24 protein-coding genes and 1 other RNA gene are annotated in these 20,888 nt (G+C 65.5%); 11 read left to right on the top strand and 14 right to left on the bottom strand.

Features of this window, described 5'->3' with window-relative positions; genetic code table 11:
- The first annotated feature begins 85 nt into the window (after window positions 1-85).
- A complete protein-coding gene (locus FIU86_RS06380; protein WP_152474315.1) occupies window positions 86-1,213 on the top strand; it encodes an aminotransferase class V-fold PLP-dependent enzyme in 1,128 nt (375 codons plus the stop codon).
- Between the two features lie 17 nt (window positions 1,214-1,230).
- Here the strand turns inward: FIU86_RS06380 and FIU86_RS06375 are convergent, their stop codons facing one another.
- The 4 genes from FIU86_RS06375 to FIU86_RS06360 all read right to left on the bottom strand — a co-directional run bounded on the left by FIU86_RS06375 (window position 1,231) and on the right by FIU86_RS06360 (window position 4,116).
- Entirely contained in the window at window positions 1,231-1,905 is a 675-nt protein-coding gene (locus FIU86_RS06375; protein WP_152474314.1) for a M50 family metallopeptidase, read from the bottom strand.
- 2 nt (window positions 1,906-1,907) lie between these two features.
- Window positions 1,908-3,110: a UbiH/UbiF family hydroxylase gene (locus tag FIU86_RS06370; protein ID WP_152474313.1), complete on the bottom strand. Its 1,203-nt coding sequence runs from the start codon at window positions 3,108-3,110 to the stop codon at window positions 1,908-1,910.
- Between the two features lie 59 nt (window positions 3,111-3,169).
- Complete coding sequence (locus FIU86_RS06365; RefSeq protein ID WP_152474312.1) at window positions 3,170-3,388, bottom strand: hypothetical protein; 219 nt, start codon at window positions 3,386-3,388, stop codon at window positions 3,170-3,172.
- An 83-nt stretch (window positions 3,389-3,471) separates the two neighbouring features.
- Window positions 3,472-4,116 (bottom strand): pyrimidine 5'-nucleotidase, encoded by a 645-nt coding sequence (locus tag FIU86_RS06360; RefSeq protein WP_152474311.1) that lies wholly within the window; start codon window positions 4,114-4,116, stop codon window positions 3,472-3,474.
- A 105-nt stretch (window positions 4,117-4,221) separates the two neighbouring features.
- Between FIU86_RS06360 and FIU86_RS06355 the strand changes: the two genes are divergently transcribed.
- Window positions 4,222-4,872, top strand: coding sequence for a GntR family transcriptional regulator (locus tag FIU86_RS06355; protein WP_103761679.1), 651 nt, complete (start codon window positions 4,222-4,224; stop codon window positions 4,870-4,872).
- Here FIU86_RS06355 and FIU86_RS22790 read toward each other — a convergent pair.
- From FIU86_RS22790 to carA, 3 genes are all read right to left on the bottom strand, one after another.
- Complete coding sequence (locus FIU86_RS22790; RefSeq protein WP_254703956.1) at window positions 4,846-5,010, bottom strand: hypothetical protein; 165 nt, start codon at window positions 5,008-5,010, stop codon at window positions 4,846-4,848. The two genes, FIU86_RS06355 and FIU86_RS22790, sit on opposite strands and share 27 nt — an antisense overlap.
- A 9-nt stretch (window positions 5,011-5,019) precedes the next feature.
- Window positions 5,020-6,762: a glycosyltransferase gene (locus FIU86_RS06350; RefSeq protein WP_254703955.1), complete on the bottom strand. Its 1,743-nt coding sequence runs from the start codon at window positions 6,760-6,762 to the stop codon at window positions 5,020-5,022.
- Between the two features lie 88 nt (window positions 6,763-6,850).
- Window positions 6,851-7,999 carry a glutamine-hydrolyzing carbamoyl-phosphate synthase small subunit gene (carA, locus tag FIU86_RS06345; protein WP_152474310.1) on the bottom strand — a complete coding sequence of 383 codons (1,149 nt, stop codon included), beginning with the start codon at window positions 7,997-7,999 and terminating at the stop codon, window positions 6,851-6,853.
- A gap of 195 nt (window positions 8,000-8,194) precedes the next feature.
- On the opposite strand from carA, the gene FIU86_RS06340 reads away from it, so the two are divergent.
- Window positions 8,195-8,656, top strand: a complete 462-nt coding sequence (locus FIU86_RS06340; protein WP_152474309.1) for a GatB/YqeY domain-containing protein — start codon at window positions 8,195-8,197, stop codon at window positions 8,654-8,656.
- Between the two features lie 35 nt (window positions 8,657-8,691).
- On the opposite strand, the gene FIU86_RS06335 is transcribed toward FIU86_RS06340, so the two are convergent.
- The 4 genes from FIU86_RS06335 to dtd all read right to left on the bottom strand — a co-directional run bounded on the left by FIU86_RS06335 (window position 8,692) and on the right by dtd (window position 11,690).
- A complete protein-coding gene (locus FIU86_RS06335; RefSeq protein WP_152474308.1) occupies window positions 8,692-9,882 on the bottom strand; it encodes a sensor histidine kinase in 1,191 nt (396 codons plus the stop codon).
- A 103-nt stretch (window positions 9,883-9,985) separates the two neighbouring features.
- The gene (locus FIU86_RS06330; RefSeq protein WP_152474307.1) at window positions 9,986-10,519 is read right to left on the bottom strand and encodes a cytochrome b; all 534 of its coding nucleotides are present in this window, start codon (window positions 10,517-10,519) and stop codon (window positions 9,986-9,988) included.
- Window positions 10,520-10,674: 155 nt separating this feature from the next.
- The gene (locus tag FIU86_RS06325) at window positions 10,675-11,193 is read right to left on the bottom strand and encodes a DUF2244 domain-containing protein (RefSeq protein WP_152474306.1); all 519 of its coding nucleotides are present in this window, start codon (window positions 11,191-11,193) and stop codon (window positions 10,675-10,677) included.
- A 59-nt stretch (window positions 11,194-11,252) separates the two neighbouring features.
- Window positions 11,253-11,690, bottom strand: a complete 438-nt coding sequence (gene dtd / locus FIU86_RS06320; protein ID WP_152474305.1) for a D-aminoacyl-tRNA deacylase — start codon at window positions 11,688-11,690, stop codon at window positions 11,253-11,255.
- Window positions 11,691-11,738: 48 nt separating this feature from the next.
- Between dtd and FIU86_RS06315 the strand changes: the two genes are divergently transcribed.
- Window positions 11,739-12,749: a GlxA family transcriptional regulator gene (locus FIU86_RS06315; protein ID WP_152474304.1), complete on the top strand. Its 1,011-nt coding sequence runs from the start codon at window positions 11,739-11,741 to the stop codon at window positions 12,747-12,749.
- A 36-nt stretch (window positions 12,750-12,785) separates the two neighbouring features.
- Here FIU86_RS06315 and FIU86_RS06310 read toward each other — a convergent pair whose 3' ends face one another.
- Complete coding sequence (locus tag FIU86_RS06310) at window positions 12,786-13,589, bottom strand: pseudouridine synthase (protein ID WP_152474303.1); 804 nt, start codon at window positions 13,587-13,589, stop codon at window positions 12,786-12,788.
- A 61-nt stretch (window positions 13,590-13,650) separates the two neighbouring features.
- Here FIU86_RS06310 and FIU86_RS06305 point away from each other — a divergent pair, with 61 nt between their 5' ends.
- On the top strand, window positions 13,651-14,106 hold the full coding sequence (locus tag FIU86_RS06305) for a nucleoside deaminase (protein WP_152474302.1): 456 nt from the start codon (window positions 13,651-13,653) through the stop codon (window positions 14,104-14,106).
- 132 nt (window positions 14,107-14,238) lie between these two features.
- Here the strand turns inward: FIU86_RS06305 and FIU86_RS06300 are convergent, their stop codons facing one another.
- Window positions 14,239-14,931 (bottom strand): metal-dependent hydrolase, encoded by a 693-nt coding sequence (locus FIU86_RS06300; protein WP_152474301.1) that lies wholly within the window; start codon window positions 14,929-14,931, stop codon window positions 14,239-14,241.
- Here FIU86_RS06300 and FIU86_RS06295 point away from each other — a divergent pair.
- From FIU86_RS06295 to rnpB, 6 genes are all read left to right on the top strand, one after another.
- Window positions 14,930-15,649 (top strand): ceramidase domain-containing protein, encoded by a 720-nt coding sequence (locus FIU86_RS06295; protein WP_368373154.1) that lies wholly within the window; start codon window positions 14,930-14,932, stop codon window positions 15,647-15,649. The genes FIU86_RS06300 and FIU86_RS06295 overlap by 2 nt on opposite strands.
- Before the next feature lie 35 nt (window positions 15,650-15,684).
- Entirely contained in the window at window positions 15,685-15,972 is a 288-nt protein-coding gene (gene gatC, locus FIU86_RS06290) for an Asp-tRNA(Asn)/Glu-tRNA(Gln) amidotransferase subunit GatC (protein WP_103761691.1), read from the top strand.
- Complete coding sequence (gene gatA / locus FIU86_RS06285) at window positions 15,972-17,456, top strand: Asp-tRNA(Asn)/Glu-tRNA(Gln) amidotransferase subunit GatA (RefSeq protein ID WP_152474299.1); 1,485 nt, start codon at window positions 15,972-15,974, stop codon at window positions 17,454-17,456. Before gatC ends, gatA begins: the two co-directional genes overlap by 1 nt.
- Before the next feature lie 34 nt (window positions 17,457-17,490).
- Entirely contained in the window at window positions 17,491-18,360 is an 870-nt protein-coding gene (locus tag FIU86_RS06280; protein ID WP_152474298.1) for a hypothetical protein, read from the top strand.
- Between the two features lie 16 nt (window positions 18,361-18,376).
- Window positions 18,377-19,063, top strand: coding sequence for an N-acetylmuramoyl-L-alanine amidase (locus FIU86_RS06275; RefSeq protein WP_254703954.1), 687 nt, complete (start codon window positions 18,377-18,379; stop codon window positions 19,061-19,063).
- 12 nt (window positions 19,064-19,075) lie between these two features.
- Window positions 19,076-19,450, top strand: an RNA gene (gene rnpB, locus FIU86_RS06270) — RNase P RNA component class A.
- Window positions 19,451-19,697: 247 nt separating this feature from the next.
- On the opposite strand, the gene FIU86_RS06265 is transcribed toward rnpB, so the two are convergent.
- On the bottom strand, window positions 19,698-20,888 hold the full coding sequence (locus FIU86_RS06265; RefSeq protein ID WP_152474297.1) for an HlyD family efflux transporter periplasmic adaptor subunit: 1,191 nt from the start codon (window positions 20,886-20,888) through the stop codon (window positions 19,698-19,700).

The raw sequence follows: 20,888 nt of genomic DNA, 5'->3' as shown, positions 1-20,888 counted from the left end.
CGGCCTGACGGTATGCCACACTGTTATCCGCCCCAACTTCGGGCCATACTGCGCGCAACGTTTTAAACCAAGGACACCGCGCCCCATGACCGCCCTCCGCCCCGATATCGACCCTGACGGCCTGCTGGAATACTCCGTCGTCTTCACCGATCGCTCTCTCAATCACATGAGCAAGGCGTTTCAAGGGGTTATGACCGATATCTCATCCATGCTGAAAGAGGTCTACAACGCTTCTGCCGTGGCCATCGTGCCCGGCGGCGGCACCGTCGCGATGGAGGCCGTTGCCCGCCAGTTCGGCCACGACGCCCACGCGCTGATCGTGCGCAACGGCTGGTTCTCGTATCGCTGGAGCCAAATTTTCGAGGCCGGACAATTCACCTCGGACACGACCGTCTGCATGGCCCGGCAGACCGGCAACGGGGCGCAGGCCCCCTTTGCCCCCGCGCCCATCAAGGAGGTCACGGCCAAGATCCGCGAAGCCAAGCCCGACGCCGTCTTCGCGCCGCACGTGGAGACATCGGCGGGCATCATCCTGCCCGACGACTATGTCACCGCGTTGGCCGAAGCCGCGCATGAGGTGGGCGCCCTGATGGTGCTCGACTGCATCGCCTCGGGTTGCGCCTGGGTCGACATGGAACAGACCGGCGTCGACGTGCTCATCTCCGCCCCGCAAAAGGGCTGGTCCGCCTCGCCCTCCGCCGGTCTGGTGATGATGTCCGACCGTGCGCTGGAGCGGCTGGACAAGACCACCTCCAACAGTTTCGCCATCGACCTCAAGAAATGGCACGCGATCATGCAGGCGTATGAACACGGCGGCCATGCCTATCACGCCACCATGCCCACCGACGCGCTGCGCGGGTTCCGCGACACGATGCTGGAAACGAAAGAGTTCGGCTTCGAGAGACTGCGGCAGGCGCAATGGGAGCTGGGCAACGCCGTCCGTGCCATGCTGGCCGACAAGGGTGTGACGTCCGTGGCCGCCGAGGGCTACGGCGCGCCGGGCGTGGTGGTCAGCTATACCACCGACCCGGAGGTGCAGAACGGCAAGACATTCGCCTCCGAGGGCATGCAGATTGCCGCCGGCGTGCCCCTGCAAGTGGGCGAGCCCGACGGTTTCATGACCTTCCGGCTTGGCCTTTTCGGGCTGGACAAGCTCTATGACGTCGAGGCCGCCAAGGCCCGGCTGCAAGAGGTGTTCGAAAGGGTTCTTTAGCCGCCGCCGCGCGGCCCTTACCGCAACCGTATATTGCTGTTCGCTCCCAGCCCCCGGCGCAGGCACATCCAGATCACCCATGCGCTGGCCGCCAGCCAAACGCCGCCCCACATCCACGTTGTGCCGCCGAACTCCTCGGCCAGCATCCGCGCGTCGGAATGCAGCCAGCCGCGCGCGATCGTGTCGCTGTAGATGTCCAGCGGCACGTAGATCATGCAGGCTAGCCCGATCACCCTTAACAGAAGGTCGCTGACATCCCGCGGCAGGTACTTTGCCGCCAGCAGCATCGCCGCGCCCGTCCCGGCCCCGAAGACCAGCGCGAAGGGCGCCCGCACGTAAAGCACCGTCACCGCCAGCAGCGTGACCCCCAGCACGCCCAGCACCGCGCGGTCAGCGCGCGTGCGCACGGCGGCCATAAAAAGTGCCACACCGATCAAGAGCGAGCCCAGGTATCCCGCGCTCAGGCTCAGGAACCGGCCGCCCCCGCGCGAGGTCACCGCCCCGCCCTGCATCGGGTCGAGCGTCAGGTTCAGAACCTCCCCGCCGGTCAGCAGAACGGCCAGCACGTGGCCCAACTCGTGCAGAAACACCACCAGCAATTTTAGCGGGATCACCACGGGGGTCCGCCACAGGACGGCAATCGCGACGACCAGCAGCAGCAATTGCCAGTGACCACGCAGAAACGCTTGCATTCTCAGCCCCTTGCGCCCAGCCCCAACTGCATCAGCGTCTTGCGCACCGGGGCCATTCCATACAGCGCGTTCAGCGCCTGCATCCGGGCGTCGCGCAGCACCGGCGCGCTGACCATCGAGGCGCGGTTCAGCATGTCGATGCCCGTGACCCGCGCCATCACCTCCCAGTGGCGGCGCGTGTGATAGGTCTCCAGCATCTCGCGGTCTCCCAGCCGATCCGGCTGCGCCGTGGCCAAATCCAGCAGCACGTGCAGATCACCAAGCGACATGTTCAACCCCTGCGCGCCGATGGGCGGCACCACATGCGCGGCCTCGGCCACCAGCGCGATACGTTCACCCGCCATCCGCTCGGCCACTTGGGAAATGATCGGCCAGACCGTCCGGCGCGAGGCGAGCTTCAGAGGCCCGAAAAGGTGACAGGACCGCGTGCTCATCTCGGATTCGAACGCGGCCACGTCCAGCCCCGCCAGCCGCTGCGCCTCCGGACCTTCCTCCATCCACACCACGGCGGACGAGGGCCGCCCCTCGTAATCCGGCAGCGGGACCAGCGTGAAGGGGCCGCCCGTGCGGTGAATCTCGGTCGAGACATTGTCATGCGGGATCGGGTGCGTCACCGCAAAGGCCAGCGCCTTTTGCCCGTAGCGCGTTGTTTTCACAGGGATACCCGCCGCCTCTCGCATGGGCGAGCCGCGTCCGTCGGCGGCCAGCACCAGCCGGGCACGCACCTTGCTGCCATCGCTCAGGCCCACCCGCGCTTCGGCCTCGCGGGTGAACAGGCTCTCCGCCGCTACGCCGGGGCGAAACTCCACCGTGTCGAGGCTGTCCAGCTGCGCCACCATCTCGCGCCGCAAGAGCCAGTTGGGCAAGTTCCACCCAAACGGCTTTTCGGAAATGTCGCCCGCATCGAAGTCCTTGACGACGCGCGGCTCCGGCACTTCGCCACCCGCATCGACGATGCGCATCACTTGCAGGGGCGCCGCCTCGGCGTCCAGCCGGTGCCATATCCCCGCCTCCGCCAAAAGCGCCTGCGCCGGTTGCAGGATCGCGGTGGTGCGCAGGTCCGACCCCTCGGCGTCGCGCTCGGTCACTGGCGGGGCCGGGTCGACACACAGCACGCGGAAGCCCGCACCGCCAAAGAGCGCCGCCGCCGACAGCCCAGCCACGCCGCCGCCGGATACGATGATGTCATGGTCGAAACGGCTCATGCCCGGACCTCCCTTTCAGCGGCACCATAGACCGCGCTCACAGCCACTGCCAGACCGTCTCAGGCGCGCGAGATGATCAGCAGGAATAGCCATATAACGGGCACGAGCGCCAGCGCGGGCAGGTAAAGACCCGGCACGCCCCAGATCACGATGGCCCCGCCCCAGAACGAGAGAATAACGCCCAGAAAGAATAGGATGCGAACCACTATTGATGTTTCACTCAAACGTTCCGCCGGGGATCTTCCAACGTCTTCTTCAGTGCCTTGGGTCTGGGTCATGGTCTGCGTCCTGCATGGTGTCTCGTAGACGGACGTAGGAGTCACCTGCGGCGCGCTAAAGGTGCAAATCGCCGCAGCGACGCCTATACCAGTCGCGACAGGAACCCTGACAGATCGTCGGTGTGGTGATGCACGTGATCGGCCTCTATCACCTCGGAGCCGACCAGCACGGTGCGCATCCCCATCGCATGCGGCGCCGCCAGGTTGCGCACGTCATCCTCGAACATCGCCGCCCGGCCCGGCACCACGCCATCGGTGGCAAAGACACGGGCGAACGCCGCCCGGTCCGGCTTGGGGTGAAAGCCCGCATGTTCCACGCCGTAGATCGCGTCGAAAAGGCCCTCCAGCCCCCGCGCCTCGACCACGCGTTGCGCATAGGGGGCTGAGCCGTTCGTGTAGACGATCTTGCGCCCCGGCAGCGCCCGGATTCGCGCGGCCAGCTCCGCGTCCGCTTCCAGCACGTCGAATGAAATGTCGTGCACGTCCGTCAGGTACGGCCCCGGATCCACGTCATGTTCTCGCATCAGCCCGGCCAGCGTCGTTCCATGCCGCCGCCAGTAGTCCAGCCGCAGCCTGTCGGCCTCGGCCCGGTCCACACCCAGCGCGTCCATCACGAACTGCGTCATCCGAACCTCGATCTGGTCGAACAGGCGCATCTCCGGCGGATAGAGCGTGTTGTCGAGGTCAAAGACCCAGGTCTCCACATGCGCAAAGAATTCTTTCGCCATCATTTCCATCCGCTCTTAATTGTCGCAGGGCCCTGCAAGGCTTGCACCCCGCGCCCTGCCCCGCATACTCTCATCCATCGAAACCAGATACCGAATGAGAGTGCGATGACCATAGCCGCGCCGCAGAAAGATGCCTACCACCTGATCCTCGAGGCGATCGATACCGGAGATTACAAGCCCGGCGACCGCCTGGTGGAAAGCGACCTGGCAGAGCGGTTCGGAGTGTCGCGCACGCCGATCCGCGAGGCGTTGCAACGGCTGGAAACCCAGAGCCTGCTTACGCGTGACGGGCGCAGCCTGATCGTGTCATCGCTGGATCACAACCAGCTTGCCGAACTTTACGTGGTACGCGCCGAACTTGAGGGGCTGGCCGCGAACCTGGCCGCCCGCCATGCCGCACCCGAAGAAGTGCGCGTATTGCGCGACATGGTTACTGACGATCACGCCTTGATTGACGACCCCAAGGCGATGGCCCGCGCCAACCGGCGCTTTCACAAGCAGATCCACCTGTCCTCGCACAACCGCTTTCTGGTGCAGCAGCTGGATCTGGTGCACCGCTCCATGGCGCTGATGGCGACCACGTCCTTGGCCGCCCTTGGCCGCCCGGAGGATGCGCTGGCCGAACATGACGCCATCGTCACCGCCATCGAGAACGGCGATGCCGAGGCCGCGGGCGAGGCGTTGCGCGCCCATATTTCCAAGGCCTTCGTGACCCGGTTGAAGCTGGATTCAGGGGAACTTGGCACGCTGATCTAGGGGCGGTTTCGCGGCCGGGGGCGGCGCCACGGCCAGCGACAGGCCGTGCGCGGTCTTGTCCCAGAAGAACGGCTTCAGAACCAGTTCGTAAAGCGCCTTGTAGGCGGCGATCGCCCCAAGCGGCTGATAGAAATGCATCGTCGGGACTCAGGCGATCAGGTGCCGGTGCTTGGGGCCCGTGACCGAGGCCAGGTAAATTGTCAGGTTCAGCACCTCGATGGCCAGGAACAGCGCCCCGATCGCGGCCATCACGGCACGCGGCAGCACCGGATCAAGCGGATGCGGCAACCCGAAGAAAACCAGCCACAACGACCACAACAATGGCGCCAACAGAACCTGGCTCAGCGCGGTGACGAAATGCGCCTGGAAGCCCCAGAATTTCCATGCCCCCAGTTGGCGGTAGAGCAGCCCGGGGCGCCGCATATGCACCAGGTAGGTCGTCATGTAGCCCTTCAGCCAGCGCGAGCGTTGCTTCACCCAGGCCCAGGGCCGGCAATTTGCCTCCTCCTCGGTGACGGTGGCGACCATCTCGGTGCGGAACCCATGCCGGGCCAGACAAAAGCCAAGGTCGGCGTCCTCGGTCACGTTATGCGCGTCCCAGCCGCCCAGCGCCTCCAGCGCGTCGCGGCGGAAATAAAGCGTCGTGCCACCCAGCGGAATGGCGAAGCCCAGCCGCGCCATGCCGGGCAGGATCGTGCGGAACCAGGTGGCGTATTCGATGGTGAAACACCGCGCCAGCCAATTCTGACGCGGATTGTAGTAATCCAGGATACCCTGCAGGCACGCCACCTCTGGCGGGGCCTGCTGGAAGTGCCGCGCCACACGGGTGATCTGGTCGGCTTCGGGCGCATCCTCGGCGTCGAAAATCCCGATGATATCTCCCTCGCAGAAATCCAGCGCATAGTTCATAGCGCGCGGCTTGGTGCGCGGCTGTCCGTCGGGCACGACCACCACCCGGATCCAGCTGGGCAGGTCGATCTGCGCCAGCGTCGCGCGGGTCATGTCGTCTTCCTCTTCCAGCACCAGCACCACGTCGAGCAGGCACTTGGGATAGGTCAGCTGCGTCAGCCGCGCCACCAGCGCATGCGCCACCTCGGTTTCGCGGAAGAGCGGCACCAGGACCGACACCCGTGGCAACGGCGTCTTGTCTTCTGCCACTGGCACAACGGGCGCGACCGGCCCCTCGGACATGCGCGCCACGAAGGCCAGCAGCTTGAACACCCCGGACACGACCAGCGTGACGGCCGCCCAGCCCATCATCACCGCCAGCACCGCCCGCGGGAAAACAAGTGTCAGCGCGATCAGTCCGATCACGCACAAAGTCACCAGCGCCAGTCGCCGCGCATGACCCTGCGCCCAACTGCGGCAGCTCTCGATGATCGGCACGCGGGCCTGGGCCGCCTGTGTCAGCATGCCAGCGAAATACTCCGCCACGTGGGTCTGAACCACATCGCGCGGGGCGATCAGGACACGGGCCTGCCGCAGCTCCGCCGGAAGATGCGCACGCGCATAGGTCAACGCCTCGGGGTCGCCGGAAACGATTGCGGGTTGGCCGTCGCGGTCGGTCACCGGAAAGACGGCAAAACGCAAAAGGATCTGGGGCGCGACGTCCACCGCGAGGGGCGCCAGTGTCGCGAGCTCATCCACGTCGAGCCGGCGCGAACGCAAGCGGCGGACATGCGCATTCAGAAGGTCGCCTTTCGTCACCAAACCCTCGGCCACAAGGATCCGCCCCATATCCGCGTCACAATGCCGGCGCAGCTGACGCGCGAGCATCGCGTCCCGCGCGGCGAGCGTTCCGCGGCGCACCAGGTCGGTTTCCACCGCCCCGGCCTCCATGTCGGCTGTGTCCTCGGACAGGCCGAGCTGGCGCAGTTCCGAAATCCCCATATCCGTCTGCCCTTCTGCGTGACGGAAAAAGGATTATCAACAGAAGGTTAACGCAAAGTAAAAAAGCGGTTAACGCGGCGGACGCGCCCTAGCGGTCCATGGATGCCGCGAAGCGTTCAAACAAGTAAAAGCTGTCCTGCGGGCCGGGGCTGGCCTCGGGGTGATGCTGCACCGAGAACACCGGGCGGTCGGCCATGCGGATCCCGCAGTTCGACCCGTCAAACAGCGACACATGCGATTGCACCACGCCCTCGGGCAGGGTCTGGCTGTCCACGGCGAACCCGTGGTTCATCGAGGTGATCTCGACCTTGCCGGTGGTCAAGTCCTTCACGGGATGGTTCGCGCCGTGATGGCCGTGGTTCATCTTGATCGTCCGCGCCCCCAGCGCGAGGCCCAGCATCTGGTGACCAAGGCAGATCCCGAACATGGGCAGGTTCTTTTCCAGCACGCCACGGATCATCGGCACGGCGTATTCGCCGGTCGCCGCCGGGTCGCCGGGGCCGTTCGACAGGAACACGCCATCGGGGCTTTGTGCCAACACGTCCTCGGCGGTGGCCGTGGCGGGCATCACCGTCACCTCGCAGCCCGCGCTGGCCAGGCAGCGCAGGATGTTGCGCTTGGCGCCATAGTCGATCGCCACCACTTTGTGCCGCGCGTCGGTCTGGCGGGCATAGCCGTCGGGCCACGCCCAGCGCATCTCGTCCCAGCGATAGCTTTGCGCGCAGGTCACCTGCCGCGCCAGGTCCATGCCTTCCAGCCCGGCAAAGGCCCGCGCCTTGGCGACCAGCGCATCGGTGTCGAAATTGCCGTCCGCGCGGTGTGCCAGCGCCACGTGAGGCGCGCCCTGCTGGCGGATTGCCCGGGTCAGACGGCGGGTGTCGACGCCGCCGATGGCCACCCGGCCCCGCCGCGCCAGCCATTCGCCCAGCCGCTCGGTCGAGCGCCAGTTCGAGGGTTCGGTCGGGTCCCACTTCACAACCATGCCCTCGGCCACCGGATCGGCGGTCTCGTCATCGTCGGGGTTCACGCCCACGTTGCCGATATGCGGAAAGGTGAAGGTCACCACCTGCCCGGCATAGCTGGGGTCGGTCATGATCTCCTGATAGCCGGTCATCGCGGTGTTGAAACAAAGCTCCGCCGCGACCTCGCCCTCGGCCCCGAACCCGCGCCCGTAGAACAGCGATCCATCGGCCAGGGCAAGACAGGCGGTCGGACGGGCATCGGGCGCATGCGTCATCGGGGATTCTCCATCGGGCAAATTGCGCGGAACCTATGGTCACCCGCGCGCGCGGTCAAGGCCGCGTTTCGCGCCGCAGCGTCATTCGCGCCGGTCAATAAAACAAGGGCCGGACAGGGTGTCACAGCTTATTGCACGGCGTTTCGCTTTCCAGTAGTGTCACACGCTTACGGGATGACAAGAGGATACCCTGACATGGGATTGCGCGAGCGCGTGAACGACGCCCTGAAACAGGCCATGAAAGACAAGGATGCGACGCGGCTGGGCACGCTGCGCCTGATCAATGCCGCGATCAAGGATCAGGACATCGCCCGCCGTGGCACCGACAATGACACCGGCTGTTCCGATGGCGATATCCTCGCCATCTTGGGCAAGATGACCAAGCAGCGGCAGGAAAGCGTCCGCGCCTACGAGGAAGGCGGGCGGCTCGACCTTGCGCAGGAAGAACAGCGCGAGATCGAGGTGATCGAGGAATTCCTGCCCCGCCAGCTGGACGAGGCGGAAGTCACCAAGGCCATCGACACCGCCATCGACAAGACCGGCGCCAGCTCGATCCGCGACATGGGCAAGGTGATGGGCCACCTCAAGGAAAACTATACCGGCCAGATGGATTTCGGAGCGGTGGGCCCGCGGGTCAAGGACAGGCTCTGCGCCTGAGACGCGGCGCGGACGGGCGGTACTAACGGGCGGCTCTAGTCCGTCGGCGCGCCCGTCAACCTCTCGCGCGGAATGCGAAACCTGTAGGTCAGGCCCGTGCTGTCGGTCGCCGTGGCAATCTCGCCGCGCAACTGCCCCTCGATGCAAAGCTTCACCAGTTTCGAGCCGAACCCGGTGCCCGAAGCGGTGCGGGCCACATGGCCCGGCCCCGCCTCGCGCCAGGTCAACTCAACCGTGTCGTCCCCATCAGTCCAGGTGATCTCCAACGCGCGGCGCGGCCCGCTCAGCGCTCCGTATTTGACCGCGTTGGTCGATAGTTCGTGGATCGCCAGCGCCAGGTAGATCGACGCGGTCGAGCCCACCGGCAGGTCGGGTCCCTCGATCCGGATCTCGTGACCGCCCGCACCGGTGTAGGGCGTCATCAGGGTCGAGACATGGGCATGTAGGCTCGTGTCGTTGCCCGCATCCTCGGTCACCGTCGCCAGCGGCTGGATCAGGCCGTGGGTCGCGGCCAGCGCCTGCACCCGGCCATTCAGCTGCGCCGCGAACTCCTCGGTCGTCAGGTCCTCGGACCGCGTCATCCGAACCAGCGCATTGACCACCGAATAGATGTTGCGGATGCGGTGGTTCAACTCGTCGATCAACAATTCCCGCTCTGCCATGTGCTTGCGCAGCGCGATCTCGGTCTCAAGAAAGGCGGCGATGTCCTTCAGGGCGCGCTCATCCTGCTCTGACCATTCATGCGGCGACGAGTCGATGGCACAGAGCGAGCCGATCACCTGTCCCCGCCGCCCCTGCACCGGCACGCCCAGATAGGCGACCACGTCCAAGTCCGGCACCGCGCGATTGTAGGACAACAGGTCGTGCTCGCGGGCATCCACCACGCTCATCGCCGCGTTGCCGGTCACCACGTACTGGCAGAAGGAATGCGACAATGGCGTCTCGCGCATCGGCCCGGTTTCGGGCGCGAAGCCGCTCAGCGCCTTGAAGAACTGCCGCGTGTCATCGACCAATGAAAACAGAGCCGTCGGCGCCCCGGTCAGGCTGCGCGCCAGCCGCACAGCGCGGTCGAACGCCTCTTCTTCGGGGCTGTCCAACAACGCGGTTTCTTCCAGCGCGCGCAGCCGGGCCGGGTCGCGCAGCGCCGCGGCGTGGTCTTCGGGCACGGCCCGCGGGAAGGGTCCCGACGCGGCACGCGTGTCTTTATCGTCTTGGTCGGTCGTCATGGACTCGCACTTCAGGGGCTGGCACACATTTGCAAGGTTTGTGGTCCCGCGTAAAGCCAAGACGATCCAGTTCGTGCGGATTGTGGCCCTAGACCCGTGCGCCCTACCCGGCCATGCGCTGCAACGTGTCGTCCCGCCGGATCATCCGGTGCCAGACAACCGCCATGGCAATGTGCCCCACCACCAGCAGCGCCAGGATCCAGCCCATCTCGCCGTGCCATTCGGCGGGCGCCTGCATCCATGCGACCTCCGCCTCGCGCGGCGCCACGAGAGTGATCCCCAGATAGCTCAGCCCGCGATCGCTGCCCGCCGCCGCCAGCAGGCGCACCGACGGTACGATCACCATCAGCGCATAGATCGCGAGATGCCCCGCCACCGCCGCACGGCCAATGACCCCGTCATGCGCAGGCGGGCGGCGCGGAATGTTGGCCAGGCCCCAGGCCCCGCGCAGCAGCACCAGCAGGAACAGCGTCGCGCCCAGCGTGCCGTGATAGCTCCACAGGGCATCGCGCACGGCGTTCTCCTTTGGCAACGCCCAATGCGCCGCCGCCGACAGGAACTGCGCCGCGAAAAGCGCCGCCATGCCCCAGTGCAAGATGCGGCTGACAGTGCCGTAATGGTCGGGGGTATCTCTCATGGGCAAGATGCATTCTCCTTTTTGGCAAGGTCTGGCGTATCTAACGCGACATGCGCACATCTCCGTCGCGCACCGCCAACTTTTCTGCAAATCAAAAAGGTCAAAGCCGCGCCACCGTGCGACCCGGTCTCAGCGGATAGAACCCGCCGCGCCCCTCAGCCCGCACCCACCGGGTCAGGCAGCGCGATCCGCTTCAGCGCATCGGCAATCTCGCCATACAGCACCTTGCGCTCGTCCTCGCTCAGGAACGCGCCGATCTCCACCTGCCGCCCCTTGCCTTTCAGCGTCACGTAATGCGGCACCGGCCCGCCAGTCGGGTGCATCTCGACCTTCGCCCAATAGCTTTCGCAATCCCATTCCTGCACCGGTCCACGGGCGTTGGTGCGCACCAGATGCACCGCCTCGCGGTCGATGGTCAGTTCCTCGTTCATCTGCGCGTCCTTGTAGGATCGCTCCAGCGCCGCCCAGACCCCCCAGACCGCCAGCAGCAGGAAGGGCAGCAACCCCCACAGCGTGACCGTCCCGATCAACGGATAAAGAGGCAGGGTCAGCATACCGCAGGTGATCACGATGAAGAGCGCAAACCCCCGGCGCGGCAACGACCGATGTGGCCAGAGCCGCAGCTCGCACACCTCGTCTTCTCCGTTCCGCGTCTGGTTCCACTGATAGGGCATGGCCGGATCTTAGCGCAGGCCGCGCGCGAGGGAAGCGCGACATTTCTGCGCGTAGGACCTCAGACCTCCAGCCAGATCGTCACCGGCCCGTCATTGACCAGGCTCACCTGCATATCGGCACCAAACCGCCCCGTCTCCACCGGCACGCCCTCGCTCGCCAGCGCTTCGGCAAAGCGTTCATACAGGCGCCGCCCCTCCTCGGGCGCCGCCGCTTGGGAAAAGCCCGGCCGTGTTCCGCGCGACGTGTCGGCGGCCAGCGTGAACTGGCTGACCACCAGCGCACCGCCGCCCATATCACGCACCGAGCGGTTCATCTTGCCCGCCTTGTCTTTGAAGATCCGCAGCTTGGCCACCTTGGCCGCCAGCGCATCGGCCTGCGCCTCGGCATCGCCCTGCATCGCGCAGACCAGCACCAAGAGACCGGGCCCGGTGGCCCCGATCACCGCGCCATCCACACGCACCTCGGCCTCGCTTACCCGCTGTATCAATGCCCGCATGTCCGTGTCCTTACTTGCCAGTTTCACGGCACATGCTACCAATTCGCCATGGAACGCAAATCCTTCGTCCCGCGCGGCGCGGCCAGTTTGCGGGTCGATTATGACGGCCCGCCACAGGACTATCATTTCCTGCTGCTGCCCCGGCTGACGCTCTTGGCCTTCACCTCGGCGATCGAGCCGCTGCGCGTCGCCAACCAGGTCGCGGGACAAGAGCTTTATCGCTGGTTCATCAGTACGATAGACGGCGAAGCTGTATCATGCTCCTGCGGCGTGACCATCACGCCCGACAGCCAGTCCCAGGACCTGTCGCGCAGCGACAAGGCCTTCGTCTGCGCCGGGATCGCCCCGCTGGAAACGGCGCTGCCGCGGGCTGTCACGTGGGTCAACCGCCAATGGGCGCATGGCATCCAGGTGGGCGGCATCTGCACCGGCGCCTTCGCGCTGGCCCGCGCCGGGCGGCTCAAGGACCGCCGCTTTACCCTGCACTGGGAAAATCAGCCGGCCTTCCGCGAGACGTTTCCGGGCCTGGAGCCCACCGGCCATCTCTACGAAGAAGACGGCGGGCTCTTTACCTGCGGCGGCGGCTCTGCCGCGACCGACATGATGCTGGAAATCATCGAGCGCGACCACGGACCGGCGCTGGCGGCCATCGTCGCGGACATGTGCCTGCACCGCCGCACCGGCAACCGCAGCGCGCCCCAGCGCCCCGCCTATGCCGCCGCTCTGGGCAGTCACAATCCGCAACTCATCGCCGCGACGGACCTGATGGCCGCCCATATCGAGGACCCGCTGGACATCTCCGAGGTCGCCGCCGATGTGGGCCTCTCCCGGCGTCAGCTCGAGCGGCATTTCACCCGCTACCTCGCCGCCACGCCGGCGCAATACTACCTCGACCTGCGGATCGCCCGCGCCCATGCGCTGTTGAACGAAACCCGGCTTAGCATTGGCCAGATCGCCGCCGCGACCGGGTTCGCCAGCGCCTCGCAACTGGCCGGTCGCTTCCGCAAGCGCTATGGCACGACGCCACAAGCCTATCGTCGCGGGACAACATTAAATTAGCCTTAAAAGTCTCTGATATTTAATTACGATTGGAATTTACCGGCGCTTCCGCTGAACCTTTGGCCGTCCCTTCGCGGACTTTTCCTTACCCGGCGTCTCGTCCATGCCCAATTGGTCACGCAGCACCCGCGGACGGATTTCCTCGACCTCGCCCACCTTCAGCTGACCCAACTGGAAGGGCCCATAGGAGATCCGGATCAGCCGATTCACCTGGCAGCCCACCGCCTCCATCGCGCGGCGAATCTCGCGGTTCTTGCCCTCGCGGATGCCCACCGTGGCCCAGGCATTGGCCCCCGTTTGCCGATCCAGCGCCACCGACATCGGCTGAAACACCTCGCCATCCAGCGTCAGCCCCTTGCGCAACGGCTCGAACGTCGCGTCTTCGGGCCGCCCCTTCACGCGTACGCGGTACTTCCGCACCCAGCCGGTCGAGGGCAGTTCCAGCTTGCGCTTGACGCCGCCGTCATTGGTCAAGAGCAACAACCCTTCGGAGTTCAGGTCAAGCCGACCCACACTAAGAACACGCGGCAAGCCCTCGGGAAGATTGTCGAAAATCGTCTCGCGCCCCTGCTCGTCTCGGGTGGTCGTCACCAACCCCGCGGGCTTGTGATACAGCCACAGCCGCGGCGGCTCGGGCGCGTCCAGCGCGCGCCCGTCAACCTCGATCCGGTCGGCGCCGGTCACGTTCAGCGCCGCGCGGTCGATCACCGCGCCGTTCACCCGCACCCGGCCCGCCTCGATCATGCGCTCCGCTTCGCGACGGCTGGCCACACCGGCACGGGCGATCACCTTGGCAATCCGGTCGCCCGGGGGCGTGTTCTGGGTGGGTTTGCGAGTCATGCCACGGCCTTACCCCATCCTTGCCCCTTGCGAAAGCACCGCCCGCACGGCAATCAGGGGCATGACGTTCAAAAGCCATATGGACACGGCCCTGGCCGAGGCCCGCGCCGCCGGCGCCCGTGGCGAGGTGCCCGTGGGCGCGGTTGTGGCCGACCCGGCGGGAAGGATCGTGGCGCAGGCCGGCAACCGCACGCGGGAACTGAGCGACCCCACCGCACACGCGGAAATCCTGGCGATCCGCGCCGCCTGTGCGGCGGTCGGCAGCGAGCGCCTGCCCGGTCATAGCCTGACCGTCACGCTGGAGCCCTGCGCGATGTGCGCCACCGCCATCGCAAATGCCCGCATCGCGCGACTCTACTATGGCGCCGCCGACCCCAAATCCGGCGGCGTGACGCAGGGCGCCCGGATTTTTACCCACGCGCAGACGCACCACGCACCGGAAATCTATGACGGGATCAATGCCACCGAAGCAGAAGCCCTGCTGAAAGACTTCTTCAAATCTCTGCGTGAAGAATAAAGCGCAAAACGCTCTTTTTCTTGCCAAAAATACTCATATCACAACCCTGATGCCCGAACCCCGCAGGGAGATCCGGGCACAAAAAGCTTTCTCAAAGCTTTTGGCAAAACTTTTCGAAAAGTTTTGCCCCGCTCAGATCTCGATCGCTGTCATCACCTCCGGCTCGATCACGTCGACGCCCGGCAAACCCTCCTTCAACGCCTCCGCTGACTGTTCCAGAAGCGGGAAGGTCTTGTAATGGCACGGGATCACCGTCTTGAAATCGAAGAACGTCTTCGCCGCGTATGCTGCCCGCTTCATGTCCATGGTGAAATGTCCACCGGCGCAAAGGATCCCGATATCGGGCTTATGCAGGTCGTTGAACACGCCCATATCTGCCATCACATCCGTGTCGCCGGACACATAGGTCACATGCCCCTCGCCCTCGATCATGAAGCCGCATTCGGTGCCCGGAACATGCGGTCCGTTCTCGCCGCCGAAGCTCGAGGAATGCGTCGCGTGCACCATCGTCACCTTCACATCCCCCAGCGCAACCGTGCCGCCCTTGTTGAAGCCGACCACGTCCAGGCCCGCGCTTTCTTCCCACCAGCCCATCAGGTCGAATTGCCCCACCACCGGCACCGACAATTTCTTCGCAAGATCCGGCAGGTCAGAGGCATGGTCGAAATGCGCATGGGTCAGCAGGATATGCGTCGCGCCCTTGGTGGCCGCATCATGATGCGCCTCGTCCAGCATCGGGTTGCCCGTCAGCCACGGGTCGATCAGCAGCACCTGATCAGCGATCTCGATGCGGAAACTTGCATGTCCAAGCCAGGTGATTTTCATGACGCTCTCCTTATGTCATTCCCAAGCAAAGACTAGCAGAGAGGCCACCGAATTCCACATGGACTGGACCCGCGCCATCGACGCCTATTGCGAACGCACCGATCCCGGCTTCTGGGCCGAGCCGGTCAACGCGATCACCAACGCGGCCTTCCTCGTTGCCGCACTCGTCATGGCGTGGCGCCTGCGCGGCACCGAGCTTGCGCTGGCCCGCCCGCTCGTCGTCCTTCTGGCGCTGATCGGAATCGGCTCGTTCCTCTTTCACACCTATGCCCAGCCCTGGGCGGCGATGCTCGACGTCTTGCCGATCATGGTCTTTGCGCTGACCTATCTTTACGCCGCGACGCGCTATTATCTCGGCCTGTCCGTTCTGGCCTCTGCCGCCACTATCCCGGCCTTTCTTGGGGTCACGGCGCTGACCATGCCGCTTTTGTCGCAGTTGCCGCTCTATGGCCCGTCCGCCTCTTACCTCACTCTGCCGCTGGTCATCTTCGTCTACGCCTGGCTCACGCGCGCCGACGCCGCCCTGTCGCGCGGCCTCGCCCTCGGCGCGGGCCTGTTGCTGCTGTCGCTCACCTTCCGCAGCCTCGACGCGCCACTCTGCAACAGCGTAGCCCTCGGCACCCATTTCGGCTGGCACATCCTCAACGCGCTCATGCTGGGCTGGATGATCGAGCTCTACCGCCGCCACGCCCTTGCACCCCACCCGCACGGGCGCTAAACGCGGATGCGATAACGCACACGGAGACAGCCCCCATGTCCATCGACACCGCGACCGCCGCCAAGGTGGCCAAGCTGGCCCGCATCCGGGTCGAGGAAGACGATCTGCCGGCGCTGGCCAACGAGTTCAACACGATCCTCGGCTTCATCGACCAGCTAAACGAGGTCGATGTCGAGGGTGTCGAGCCGATGGTCTCGGTCACGCCCATGCGCCTGAAACGCCGCGAGGATGTCGTCACCGACGGCGGTCAGCAGGACAAGGTGCTGTCCAACGCCCCCGACGCCCGCGAGGGCTTTTTCGCCGTGCCGAAAGTGGTGGAATAATGACCGATCTCAACACAATGACCATCGCCGACGCCCGCAACAACCTGCGCGCGGGCGAGATCAACTCCGAAGAATTGACCGAGGCCTGCCTGACGGCCATCGAAGGCGCGGGCGCGCTTGGCGCCTTCGTGCATCACACGCCCGAGATCGCGCGCGAACAGGCCAAGGCCGCCGATGCCCGCCTGCAAGCGGGCGACGCGCCGTCGATGTGCGGCATCCCGCTGGGCATCAAGGATCTCTTCTGTACCAAGGGCGTGCCGTCCCAGGCCGCCAGCGGCATCCTCAACGGGTTCAAGCCGGAATACGAATCCACCGTCAGCCAGAACCTCTTTGACGCGGGCGCCGTCATGCTGGGCAAGCTCAACATGGACGAGTTCGCCATGGGCTCGTCGAACGAAACCAGTGTTTACGGCAACGCCGTGAACCCGTGGCGGCGCGGGAATGACGAAATGGCCCTCACACCCGGCGGCTCGTCGGGGGGCTCGGCCTCCGCCGTTTCCGCCGACCTCTGCCTTGGCGCCACCGGCACCGACACCGGCGGCTCGATCCGCCAGCCGGCCGCCTTCACCGGCATCACGGGCATCAAGCCCACCTATGGGCGCTGCTCGCGCTGGGGGATCGTCGCCTTCGCCTCGTCGCTCGACCAGGCCGGTCCGATGACCAAGTCGGTGCGCGACGCCGCCATCATGCTGGAAGCCATGTGCAGTCACGACCCCAAGGACAGCACCAGCGCCGACATTCCCGTGCCGGATTTCGAGGCCATGCTGACCGGCGACATCCGCGGCAAGAAGATCGGCATCCCGAAAGAGTACCACATGGAGGGGATGCCCGAGGAAATCGAGGCGCACTGGACCCAAGGCAAGGAAATGCTGGCCGATGCGGGGGCCGAAATCGTCGATATCTCGCTGCCGCACACCAAGTACGCCCTGCCCGCCTATTACGTCATCGCGCCCGCCGAGGCGTCCTCCAACCTCGCGCGCTATGACGGCGTGCGCTATGGCCATCGCGCCAAGCTGGCCCAAGGCGACGGCATCACCGAGATGTACGAGAAAACCCGCGCCGAAGGCTTCGGTGACGAGGTGAAACGCCGGGTCATGGTCGGCACCTACGTGCTGTCGGCGGGCTTCTACGATGCCTATTACAACCGCGCCCGCAAGGTGCGCGCCCTTATCAAAAAGGACTTCGAGGATGTCTTTGACGCAGGCATCGACGCGATCCTGACGCCCGCCACCCCCTCGGCGGCGTTCGAACTGGGCCGCAAGTCCGATGACCCGGTCGAGATGTATCTTAACGACGTCTTCACCGTCACCGTCAACCTCGCGGGCCTGCCGGGCATTGCAGTGCCCACGGGCCTCAACCGCAACGGGCTTCCCCTGGGTCTGCAACTGATCGGGCGGCCCTGGCAAGAGGGCGATCTGCTCAACACCGCCTATGCGCTCGAGGCGGCGGCGGGCTTTGTGGCCAAACCCGGCAAATGGTGGTAAATTGCCGCAAAACAAATCGGCAGGATCTAACCAGATGCGATTTTCTCTTTGTGTAACGGCCCTTGTCGGGCTGACCGCATGTGCGCCCAGTATCCCCGAGAGCGGCGCGGGCTCTCCTGACAGCGGCAGAGGTGTGGGATTTGGCACCTCGGACGAGTATATCGCCCAGCAACGCGCACGCGATGCCCAGCTTCAAAGCACCTCTGCCGTGCCACGTCCCGGCGCGATCTCACCCGAAGCCCGCAATCAGGCCAATCCCGGCGCACCGCTCAGCGCGACTGAAGGCGCGACCGCCCCAAGAACTCCCGGCACAGTGACGTCGTCCACCAACACCACGCGCCAGACAGCATCGGGGGCCTACACGCCCACCGGCGGGCTCGACTCGGCCTCCACCAGCGATGAGATCGCCCGCGAAACCGCGGCGCGGCTGGCCGAAACCTCGCAGAACTCGGGCCAGCTGATCGTCCATGCCAGCCCCTCGAACCCCGCGCCCCAGACCGTGACCAGCGCGGGCGGCATCTCGAACGAGAACAATTTCGATGCCGTGGGCAACGCCCGCTCGATCCAGGACGACGCGGAACTGATCGCCCAGAACCGCGCCCAGTACCAGGTGGTCCAGCCCGGTGCCCTGCCCGAACGCAGCGGCAATTCCGGCCCCAACATCGTGCAATACGCGCTGGAAACCAGCCACCCCAAGGGTCAGCAGCTTTATACCCGCGTCGGTATCAACAAGCAGGCCAAGTTCCAGCGCAACTGCGCCAAGTACAATTCGGCCGACCAGGCGCAGACCGATTTCCTGGCCCAGGGCGGCCCACGCCGCGACCGCATGGGGCTGGATCCAGATGGTGACGGGTATGCCTGCGCCTGGGACCCGCGCCCGTTCCGCGCGGCGGTGCAGAACTGATCTACGGACAGTCTGAGTGACAGCGCCGCTCTGGCACCCCTCGCCCAATTTCGGGCCGCGTCGCCTTGGCGCGCAGCCCGACCTCGTGGTGATCCACTACACGGCCATGTCCAGCGCCGAGGCCGCGCTGGAGCGTCTCTGCGACCCGCAGGCGGAAGTGTCCGCGCATTACCTCATCGCCGCCGACGGCCGCGCCTGGCAAATGGTGGCCGAAGTGGCCCGCGCCTGGCACGCCGGGGCCGGGTCCTGGGGAGATGTGACCGATGTGAACTCCCGCTCCGTGGGGATCGAGCTCGACAATTCCGGCGACCGCCCCTTTCCCGAACCGCTGATGACCACGCTCGAGGCGTTGCTGCCCGGCATCCTGCGCCGCTGGTCCATCCCGCCCGAGCGGGTGATCGGCCATTCCGACATGGCGCCGGACCGCAAAACCGACCCGGGGCCGCATTTCGACTGGTCAAGACTGGCCCGTCAGGGCTTGGCAATCTGGCCTGATGACGACGTGGACGCGCCCGAAAGCGATTTCGACACCGCCGCAACGCGCTTCGGTTACTCTTCCACCTGCGACCCGAAAAAACGGCTGCAAGCCTTCCGCGACCGCTTTCGCCCCGGCGCCACTGGCCCCGAGGACGCCACCGACCGGATACTCATGGCCTGCCTTGCCGCGCAATGGCCCGTTGCGCAATCGCGCAGAAAGGCATAGATCACCCCTCGCGCGGAGGGCCGGACGGCCGCCTGCAATTCGCCACCGGCGAATTACACGGAGGAAAGTCCGGACTCCACAAGGCAACGGTGCCGGGTAACGCCCGGCCGGGGCAACCCGAGGGAAAGCGCCACAGAAAACAGACCACTCTCGCAATCCGCCATGCGGATCACGTGAGTAAGGGTGAAACGGTGGGGTAAGAGCCCACCGCGGGACGGGCAACCGGACCGGCATGGCAAGCCCCACCGGGAGCAATGCCGAATAGGGATCGCATTCGGGCCGCCTTGGCCCCGCGATCCGGGTTGGCAGCTAAAGCCTGCGGGCAACCGCAGGACCAGATGAATGGTCGTCCCACGACAGAATCCGGCTTACAGGCTCTCCGCGCAGTTCCAATCAAATCGTGCGGCTGCGCCGCGCTTGATTGGTTGGTTGGGGCCAGCCCCAAACCCCGGGATATTTTCAGCCAGAAGAAGAGGCTGTGCTTTTTCTTGCCTTAAATACTCATACTTCCACGGAAGACACCGCAACGGCACATCCGGTAAATACGTCACCTCACCATTTGCGCCCGAGGAGGAGGCAACGACGACGAGACATCCTGCGCGCGTGAAACGCGCTCCTTGGGATCATGCGGGACTCAAGGCTCGCGAAAGGCTTCCTGGCTCTTGTAGAGCGGCTTCAGCAGGTATTGCAGCACCGTCTTGCCCCCTGTGTGCAGCTCGACCTGGGCCTGCATGCCGGGGCGGATCTCGATTGCCTGCTGGCGCGGGGTCAGACCGGTGCGGTCCACGCGCAGGCTGACCTTGTAATGCGGGTCGCCATCAGGATCGCGGGCGCGCTCGTCCTTGAACGTGTCGGCGGAAATGAAATCCACATGCCCTTTCAGCGTGCCGTAGATCGTGTAGTCATAGGCCGTCAGCTTGATCGTCGCCGCCTGCCCGCGCTTGAGATTGGCGATGTTCTCGGGCGCGACGCGCGCCTCGACGAAAAGCTCCTCGTCCAGCGGTATGATCTCCAGGATCTGCTCGCCCGGACGCACCACGCCCCCGATCGTGGTGACGTTCAGGTTGTTGACGATCCCGCGCATCGGACTGGTCAGCACGGTCCGGTTCAGCTGATCCTCGCTGGCCCGCAAGGTCTGCCGCAGCGTCGCGATTTCCTTCAGCGTGTCGGAATAGGCCTGCGCCCGCTCCAGCTCGGACTGGGTGACGATCTCGTCGTATTTCTTCTGCGCATCCGCATGAGCCTTTCGGGCGCGCGTCACCTCGATGAGGGCCACGATCTTTTTCTTCAGCAGGTCCTCCAAAAGCGCCCGTTCCTCGGCCGCCTGCGCCAGGATCGCCTTGGCCCCTTCGCTGCGCTTGACGAAATCCGCCTGCCGCGCGGCCAGCAGCGCGCGTTCCGAAGCCATGATCGCCGGATACCGTTCCGCCATCCCCTCGGGCGCCGTGAAATCATACTGTCCCGCCAGTTCCGCCTCCAGCCGCAGGCGGCGGATATCCAGCGCCGCGATCTGATCCGAGATGTCGTCCACCGAGGACCGGAACTGCGTGCCGTGCAGCCGCGCCAGCACCGTGCCGCGCGCGACCTCCTCGCCTTCGGCCACCAGCAGCTCTGCCAGAATGCCGCCTTCGAGGTTCTGGATGATCTGCGGCCGCGACGACGAGATGAAAGAGCCGTCGGCGCGCACGATCTCGTCAACCCAGGCCACCGCCGCCCACAGGATGAACAGCATCACCGTTGCGGCGCAAAGCCAGATCGTCAGGCTGGGTCCGCGCAGCCGCGCAGTTCTGCGGCTAGAGGCCAGGGAGACACCCGTCATCGCCAT

Source organism: Roseovarius sp. THAF9 (genome assembly GCF_009363715.1).
Classification (GTDB): Bacteria; Pseudomonadota; Alphaproteobacteria; order Rhodobacterales; family Rhodobacteraceae; genus Roseovarius.
This window is presented reverse-complemented; position numbering and strand designations above follow the sequence as displayed.

Excerpts from the sequence above, each read along its gene's own strand:
- FIU86_RS06380 (WP_152474315.1), top strand. The coding sequence starts at position 86 with ATGACCGCCCTCCGCCCCGATATCGACCCTGACGGCCTGCTGGAATAC.
- FIU86_RS06375 (WP_152474314.1), bottom strand. The coding sequence starts at position 1,905 with ATGCAAGCGTTTCTGCGTGGTCACTGGCAATTGCTGCTGCTGGTCGTC.
- FIU86_RS06370 (WP_152474313.1), bottom strand. The coding sequence starts at position 3,110 with ATGAGCCGTTTCGACCATGACATCATCGTATCCGGCGGCGGCGTGGCT.
- FIU86_RS06365 (WP_152474312.1), bottom strand. The coding sequence starts at position 3,388 with ATGACCCAGACCCAAGGCACTGAAGAAGACGTTGGAAGATCCCCGGCG.
- FIU86_RS06360 (WP_152474311.1), bottom strand. The coding sequence starts at position 4,116 with ATGGCGAAAGAATTCTTTGCGCATGTGGAGACCTGGGTCTTTGACCTC.
- FIU86_RS06355 (WP_103761679.1), top strand. The coding sequence starts at position 4,222 with ATGACCATAGCCGCGCCGCAGAAAGATGCCTACCACCTGATCCTCGAG.
- FIU86_RS22790 (WP_254703956.1), bottom strand. The coding sequence starts at position 5,010 with ATGCATTTCTATCAGCCGCTTGGGGCGATCGCCGCCTACAAGGCGCTT.
- FIU86_RS06350 (WP_254703955.1), bottom strand. The coding sequence starts at position 6,762 with ATGGGGATTTCGGAACTGCGCCAGCTCGGCCTGTCCGAGGACACAGCC.
- carA (WP_152474310.1), bottom strand. The coding sequence starts at position 7,999 with ATGACGCATGCGCCCGATGCCCGTCCGACCGCCTGTCTTGCCCTGGCC.
- FIU86_RS06340 (WP_152474309.1), top strand. The coding sequence starts at position 8,195 with ATGGGATTGCGCGAGCGCGTGAACGACGCCCTGAAACAGGCCATGAAA.
- FIU86_RS06335 (WP_152474308.1), bottom strand. The coding sequence starts at position 9,882 with ATGACGACCGACCAAGACGATAAAGACACGCGTGCCGCGTCGGGACCC.
- FIU86_RS06330 (WP_152474307.1), bottom strand. The coding sequence starts at position 10,519 with ATGAGAGATACCCCCGACCATTACGGCACTGTCAGCCGCATCTTGCAC.
- FIU86_RS06325 (WP_152474306.1), bottom strand. The coding sequence starts at position 11,193 with ATGCCCTATCAGTGGAACCAGACGCGGAACGGAGAAGACGAGGTGTGC.
- dtd (WP_152474305.1), bottom strand. The coding sequence starts at position 11,690 with ATGCGGGCATTGATACAGCGGGTAAGCGAGGCCGAGGTGCGTGTGGAT.
- FIU86_RS06315 (WP_152474304.1), top strand. The coding sequence starts at position 11,739 with ATGGAACGCAAATCCTTCGTCCCGCGCGGCGCGGCCAGTTTGCGGGTC.
- FIU86_RS06310 (WP_152474303.1), bottom strand. The coding sequence starts at position 13,589 with ATGACTCGCAAACCCACCCAGAACACGCCCCCGGGCGACCGGATTGCC.
- FIU86_RS06305 (WP_152474302.1), top strand. The coding sequence starts at position 13,651 with ATGACGTTCAAAAGCCATATGGACACGGCCCTGGCCGAGGCCCGCGCC.
- FIU86_RS06295 (WP_368373154.1), top strand. The coding sequence starts at position 14,930 with ATGACGCTCTCCTTATGTCATTCCCAAGCAAAGACTAGCAGAGAGGCC.
- FIU86_RS06300 (WP_152474301.1), bottom strand. The coding sequence starts at position 14,931 with ATGAAAATCACCTGGCTTGGACATGCAAGTTTCCGCATCGAGATCGCT.
- gatC (WP_103761691.1), top strand. The coding sequence starts at position 15,685 with ATGTCCATCGACACCGCGACCGCCGCCAAGGTGGCCAAGCTGGCCCGC.
- gatA (WP_152474299.1), top strand. The coding sequence starts at position 15,972 with ATGACCGATCTCAACACAATGACCATCGCCGACGCCCGCAACAACCTG.
- FIU86_RS06280 (WP_152474298.1), top strand. The coding sequence starts at position 17,491 with ATGCGATTTTCTCTTTGTGTAACGGCCCTTGTCGGGCTGACCGCATGT.
- FIU86_RS06265 (WP_152474297.1), bottom strand. The coding sequence starts at position 20,888 with ATGGCGATGACGGGTGTCTCCCTGGCCTCTAGCCGCAGAACTGCGCGG.